5 protein-coding genes are annotated in these 7,143 nt (G+C 49.8%); 4 read left to right on the forward strand and 1 reads right to left on the reverse strand.

Translation table 11 applies throughout. The annotated features are described in order from the left end of the window. Window positions 1-2 precede the first annotated feature (2 nt). A complete protein-coding gene (locus tag HC229_RS15160; protein WP_223845635.1) occupies window positions 3-1,283 on the reverse strand; it encodes a glycoside hydrolase 5 family protein in 1,281 nt (426 codons plus the stop codon). Between the two features lie 369 nt (window positions 1,284-1,652). On the opposite strand from HC229_RS15160, the gene HC229_RS15165 reads away from it, so the two are divergent. The 4 genes from HC229_RS15165 (at window position 1,653) to HC229_RS15180 (ending at window position 6,725) form a co-directional block, all read left to right on the forward strand. Next, window positions 1,653-1,847: a hypothetical protein gene (locus HC229_RS15165; RefSeq protein WP_191021350.1), complete on the forward strand. Its 195-nt coding sequence runs from the start codon at window positions 1,653-1,655 to the stop codon at window positions 1,845-1,847. A gap of 103 nt (window positions 1,848-1,950) precedes the next feature. After that, the gene (locus HC229_RS15170; RefSeq protein ID WP_191021351.1) at window positions 1,951-2,817 is read left to right on the forward strand and encodes a T9SS type A sorting domain-containing protein; all 867 of its coding nucleotides are present in this window, start codon (window positions 1,951-1,953) and stop codon (window positions 2,815-2,817) included. Between the two features lie 268 nt (window positions 2,818-3,085). Beyond that, entirely contained in the window at window positions 3,086-4,228 is a 1,143-nt protein-coding gene (locus HC229_RS15175) for a hypothetical protein (RefSeq protein ID WP_191021352.1), read from the forward strand. 31 nt (window positions 4,229-4,259) lie between these two features. Continuing rightward, window positions 4,260-6,725, forward strand: a complete 2,466-nt coding sequence (locus HC229_RS15180) for an FG-GAP-like repeat-containing protein (RefSeq protein WP_191021353.1) — start codon at window positions 4,260-4,262, stop codon at window positions 6,723-6,725. The last annotated feature ends 418 nt before the right edge of the window (window positions 6,726-7,143 follow it).

The following is a 7,143-nucleotide window of genomic DNA, read 5'->3' on the forward strand; positions in this document are numbered from 1 at the left end:
TGTTAAGGTTTGCCCGACAGCTTCAGATTATACGTCTTTACAAGAGACAACAACTCGGTATCGGACGAAAAGACGGTATTCAGCCCTTGAGGTTCCTGAGGAGGATCGGCCGTAAAAGGATCGCCCGAGCGCCATTTTCCGTCTGTACTAACCGCAAGTCCATCGCCTCCGAATCCCCAGAAATTTACGCCTCTGAGCGGTTCTTTACCGCGATAGCTTTGCAACAGCCGGTCGAAGAAAAGAGTGTAGAATACTTTTCGGCTGCTGTAATCTGATTTCGGATCCCTACTTTCGTCCCGTCTCGGCAAGCCAAATTCCTCTACCACGATCGGCTTTTTGAGACGGTTGGCCACCGCGATATGTTCGGACATATATAAGGACGCTTTTTCAAGTGCGACCGGCAACGTCCCATTTTCGTCTTTATGATCGAACCATTGCCAGTTCTTTGGCCAGATATGCATTGTCAGATAATCGATCTTGGCGTTGTCGTGCGTGCGCTCAAAGGTATTGATGTCCGCATTCGACCCTGCGCTGCCCTCGGAACCGGTACATATAAGGTGATTCTCGTCAAGGCTGTCGATGAGCTCGACCGATTTGTTGAGCCAATCGGTAAACGCGCCCTCATTGCCAACATTGAAAATACGCGGTTCGTTGGCAACTTGCCAGGCCATGATCGCAGGGTCGTCCGTATATTTTGTCTTGGTGTAAACGTTAGTGCGCCCCAATACTTTCCGGATGTGGTTGTCAAGTGCCAATTTACACGGTTCGCAACTATGGAATTGGGCGACGTAGTCCATAAAGGCTTGCCAGGTATTTTCGGGCCTGACGTTCGGGTTCGGGATTTTACCCTTGCCGTTCCATTCGAGATACTGCGCCATTCCGCCGCTCCATTCCCAGTTGTTGGTGAGATACAATACCGCGACCATATTCCGTTTTCCCATCTCGGCAAGCAGATAGTCGAGACCGTCGAAAGCCTCAGGATCATACTGGCCTTGTTGCGGTTGCATTGCATAGGGAACCGTGTAGTCGTATGTTCCGCCGTCGGCACCTACCATGACGCGCAGGTTATCGATGCCATTGGCTTTCATGAGGTCAAGTTCGCGTTTCAAGCGCTCCCTGTCGCCGAATTTCCTGGAACCCAAAAGCGCACCGTACCAATAATTGGCGCCGATGTAAGCGTACGGTTTCCCGTTCTTGTAAAATTCCGTGCCTTTTACGGTCACGAATTTGGTCTGGGCGAAAAGCGAAACCGAGGCAAGCAAAAAAATAAAATACCGCGTCATGTCTTTGGGGATAATTGTAGCTGTTTCCCGCTATCGCTCCAAGCTTTTCGGCAAAACGGTTTCGGCTGCGCCGCGACTGGGCTTCCGTTGGTCGCCCGTCCCGGTTCGCGCCAAACCAACGTTTCGCCATCAAAGGCTTTCCGCTCTATCGGGGCTAGGCTATTGTGAATCGAGTAATGTCGTTTCAAAAATAAGGTAAAAGTGCAATCGGGAACAATTTTATATTTATTTCAAACCAATTGCCATTTAAATGACTGAAAGTCAGACCGAATAGATTTTGCCTGTTGTTCCTAATGTCATTATCTATAATATCGTTATTAGAATATCTAACAGCGTTAGGTATATTTGCATCCAACTTAAATCAACATCATGAAATCAATCATAAAACTTCTAGGTCTCTCGATCGGCTGCAGCTGTACGGCACTACAAGCACAACAAACCAACACCGCCGACTTTTCTGGAAAGGATTCGATCATCCTGACCACGGTCGTCACCGATGAGCAAGCAACACTTTCCCAGCCGCTCGCTTCTCTCCAGGATATCGGTAAGCTGTACGCCCTGTAAATGAAACCGCGATCAAGCCCGATCGCGGTTTTTTATTTGCTCCCTTAATTCAGTTTTGGTTGTGTCACCGGTTTTTTTGTAATTTCACGAAAACAACACAACTATGAAAACAACTTTATTTTCCGCCTTGATGGCGCTTTTTTGCTTGGGTCTTTACGCCCAACAACCAACGATAGAAGGGGACTTGCTGCTTTGTCCCGAAGGTACGGGAACCGCCACCATCGTTACCGACCAAGCCTATGATTCCTACCAATGGCAATGGCGCTTTTCTTTTGGGGATGAAGAATTCCAGGACGTTCCCGGGGCAACTTCATCCGAATTTACGTACGACCATTACAACTACAGCGTGACCGACATCCGTGTCAGGGTAACGCTCGAAGGCCAAACGTATTATTCCAATGAATTGGCGATAGACGGCTATGCCTTCCTCCCGATTTTTACCATGCAAAATTTTGACGAGGAGGAAGTCAGCATCGATCCGAATAACGGTACGCTGTTACTTTGTGAAGGCGGTTCCATCGAATTTTCTGTGGGAATGCCTTACACCTCGAGTATTCAGTGGTACAAGAACGACGTCGCGATGAACGGGGAGACGAATCCGACGCTGATTGTCATGGGGCCAGGGAATTATCACGTTACCGCGGCTCCTCAGGCTTGCCCCGGGTTTTTCGACACCTCGCTTCCTGTATCGGTGGCCATGGATCCGGATTGCAGCCTCTCGATCGGCACTCCGGTCGCGGGAATAGGATTTGGGTTTTATCCTAATCCTGTAAGGTCCACGCTTCATTTCAATGCGAGTTCCACTGTTTCGACAGTCGAAATTTTCGATGTAAGCGGCAAAAAGTTGCTCTCGGGAAGCCCGGCTGTAACTTCCGGTGACTTCGATACCAGTGCATTGTCGAGTGGCGTGTACGTAATGAAGGTCGGCACCGCAAAAGGCACAAAAGCTTTCCGACTCGTCAAAGAGTAACTCAAAAAATCAAATTGAATAGGCTGGGAAACCGGCCTTTTTTTATCGGCGACCGTGTCACTATTTCGCCTCGGGTGACATAAATTTTATTATTGGGTAGGGAGGAGGCACGCTGGCTTGTTATATTTTGAACCTGAGCGTTATGCGCTTATTCTTACAAGGATGGGATCGTTGCTCAACGACGTGCAAAGAATTCTAAATTTAACTGTCGGAATAACAGGAAAGTTTCCATTTTTTTAATATTTTTGGAATGGTTGTTTTGAATTTTATGAGAAAACTTTACGCTTCTGCATTTATTGTCTTTGTTTTATCGATTTTCCTTATTTTTTCTTGCTCCAGGAACGAGGATGATGGCTACGCGCCCGTCGATCCCGTTTCACCCGTAACGGTCGACCTTAGCCAGGTTCCTTATCCGAAATTATCCGACTATCATTTTTTTGAAGGGGACATGAAGTTGCAGACTCCTTCCGAAGGCTTGTTGCCATTCGCTCCCGCGAGCAGCCTGTTTACCGATTACTCGCGCAAAAAGCGCTTTGTCTGGATGCCGGACGGCTCAAAGGCCACATTTGCAAGTGACGCCCAGATACTCGAACTTCCGGTAGGTGCCGCTTTGGTCAAGACCTTTTATTACGAAAATGTCCAGAATACCGCCACGCCGGGTCAGCCGCGCATCATTGAAACGCGAGTAATGATCAGAAAGGAAAGCGGTTGGATTTTCGCCGATTACGTCTGGAACGGCGCGCAAACCGAAGCATTGCTCGATCTCGCCGGGAGCCTTACTACAGTGGTTTGGAAAGACGATAACGGACAGGATCACACCGTCGATTACCGGATTCCCAATGAGTCCCAATGCATCGTGTGCCACAAGCAGCAAAATGGCGGAGGGCAGGGAATTGTCAATATTCCGATCGGGATCAAACCGCAAAATCTCAACTTCAGTTACAACTACGGCAGTGAAACGAAGAACCAGTTGACCAAATGGATAGACTACGGTTATCTCGATCCGGATTTCAGCCTTCCGACCCAGGAAAACAGCGTGGTCGATTACAACGATGCTTCCCAACCAATAGAAAAACGCGTCCGGTCTTATTTCGATTCGAATTGCGCCCATTGCCATATGACCAACAGGCATTGCGATTACCGCCCGATGCGATTTGCATTCAGCGAAACCGGAACTTCATCAGGTCTCACCAATATGGGAGTTTGTGTCAATACCCAGGATATGCAAGGGTTTCCGGCCACGTTGAACAAAATAGTCGCCCCACGCAATCCTGAAGGTTCGATGTTGTTTTATCGGATAAACACCGTAAACGAAACCTTCCGGATGCCATTGCACGGGCGTTCGGTCATCCACGCGGAAGGCGTCGCGCTCATACAGTCCTGGATCAATTCGCTCGACAGTTGCAACTAATATCAATACAACCTATAAACTACAACCGATTATGAATTTGAAAACTACTCTTGAAAAAATTCCGCCATCACTGTCAGGGCTTTGGGCCCTCGCAATGGTATTATTGGCAGCCAATCGTACGCAAGCCCAAAATTCCTGTGGCGCGGCACAAAATATCGGCCCGGGAACTTACGTGGTTACCGCAATCGACGGCACGTACACCGGAAGCCCTTGCGCTACGGGAGCATCGATGGCCGAGTGGTACAAGTACACGCCAACCCAGAACTATTCCGTGACCGTTACGTCCGATCTTGCGGTCAACACCTGCAAGGACACGCGTTTTTACGTATACACGGGAACGTGCGCACAACTCGTTTGCCTTACCAATGACGATGACGGAGGGAACATTAGCTGTGGTTCGAACAACAACACTTCCTATCTTTCTACAAAAACGTTCGACGTCGAAGCAGGCGTCACTTATTACATCGCATGGGACAACCGCTGGAATACCAACGGGTTTACGTTTCAGCTGATCCAGTCGCCGTTCGTGCCATCTCCGTGCTTTACCGCTTCTCCGATCAGCGCAGGGACGCACACCGTTGCTGCTGTAGATGGCGCCAACGTGAATACGGCTTGTTCGACAGCTACCCAGGGGAAATGGTACAAATATGTGCCAACTGCCGATTGGCGGGTTACGGTGACGTCCGATTTGCCTCAGAATTTGTGCAAGGACACCAATTTCAGCGTCTACACGGGATCGTGCTCAAACGGGCTTTCCTGCGTGGCATCGGACGATAATGCAGGTTTGCTCCAATGCAACTCCGGCAATACGAATTCCAACCTGTCCAGGAAGACGTTCGACGTCACGGCGGGAACGGTTTACTATATCGTTTGGGACAACAAATGGAGCGCTTCCGGTTTCGACTTCCAGCTATCGGAAGAGGAGATCGTGATCCCGATCGAATACAACACCCAAACCATTGCCGGGATTTCCGGCGGCTACAATATGTGTGTGGTCGACGTCAACGGCGACGGCCTTGACGACATGGTAGGCGTGGACAACAACAACATGCGTGTCCACTACCAGCAAAACGGCGGAACTTTCAATATCGTCGACATTCCGGTTACGGGACAAAGCCTTATGCCAGGCTGGAGTTTGGCCGCGGCTGACTATAATGGCGATGGCTTTACGGATTTGTTGCTCGGGAACGGCAGCGGCGTCACGTTCTGGAAATCGAACAGTACCGGCACGGCATATACGGCCATCACGCCCGGTCAATACATTTTCTGTCAGCGCACGAACTTCGTCGACATCAACAACGACGGTAATCTCGATGCGTTTTCGTGTCATGATATCGCGCCGAACTGTTGGTATCTCAACGACGGATCGGCAAACGCGAACATGTCGTATTTCCAGTCATCGGGCACGACCCAATTCGGAAACGTGGGCGGTAATTACGCTTCGATCTGGACCGATTATGACAACGACGGAGACGTGGATTTGTTCGTTTCCAAATGTTCCGGGCCGCCGAGCGAGCTTCACCGCAACAATGGAGACGGCACCTTTACGGACGTAGCCAATATTTCCGGACTCAACTTTACGCCCGTTTCTTCCTGGTCTTCAGCCGTTTTTGATTATGACAACGATGGGGACATGGATATCTTGATCGGATCCAACGGATTCGTGGGCTCGAGGCTTTTCAGGAATGACCTTGGAGGCGGCACGCCCGATATGTTCACCGATGTGACGGCCGGCTCGGGATGGGATACGGACAGCTCTACCAATCGCGACTATATCGCCTACGATTTCGATAACAATGGCTATGTCGACGTCATGGGCGGAGGCGATAAGATAATGTTCAACCAAGGAGACGGCAGTTTTATCGGCACACCTTATCCTGGTCTGGGCGTGGGCTCGGTCGGTGATTTGAACAACGATGGCTTCCTCGACATCCAGAACGGAAATACGGTGCGTTACGGTGTCCCTAACGGAAACAAATGGTTTAAGGTGACCGTCCAGGGGAACCAAAGCAATAACGACGGAATTGGCGCCCGCGTTGAAATTCACGGCGACTTCGGAATCCAGGTGCGTGAAATCCGCGCAGGTGAAGGTTTTGAATTTATGAGTACGTTAAACGCTCACTTCGGACTGGGAGCTGCTACGGCAATCGAGAGCGTTGTAATTACGTGGCCTTCCGGAATCGTCGACACGATAGACAACCCGGCGATCAACTCGGCTTTGAACGTGGTAGAAGGCTCGACGTTGAGCACACGCGACGTCGAAGCCAATTTGTTCAGAATTTATCCGAACCCGACCCAGGACACGCTGACGATCACCGGGCACGAGACGGCATCCCTCGAAGCGGTCCAGGTAGTCGATCTTCTTGGACGTTCGGTATTGAATCCACCGCTCGAAGGGCATTCGATTTCGGTGAGAAGCCTTTCTCCGGGAACCTATGTGTTGCTGATCAAAACGACCGACGGCAAGACCTTCAACAGAAAATTCCTCAAGAAATAAAAAAGAGATCCGGATGAAAATCCGGATTTTTTTGTGCTAAACTTTCGTGAAAACGAATGTTTCTACCTGCGTAAATGCGTACTTTCACAATACTTTGCCTGACGATACGAAGATGACGGGCGGTCAGTTCGTCGAGGAGGCTGTAAAGGGGAAATGCACTTTCCGCCCGTTCGTGCATTTTGAAACCCAACGTCGGCGCTTTTTAGCGGAATTCCGATCAGCAACACGGCGGGTTGTCAGGCAACAAAAAAGCTTCCTTTCACAAGGAGGCTTTTTTACTTTAACATCAATCCTTGCCATTCAATTGGATCTTTCTATGAAATATTGAATGCCGATTGACGAAGGAAGATGTGATGTGGGTTGCGTGAGGGATTGAAGCGGCATCCTTTTAGGTTCGGGGCGGCCGCAGGCCGCCCCG

This window comes from Flavobacterium selenitireducens, assembly GCF_014748335.1.
GTDB classification, from domain to species: Bacteria; Bacteroidota; Bacteroidia; order Flavobacteriales; family Flavobacteriaceae; genus Flavobacterium; species Flavobacterium selenitireducens.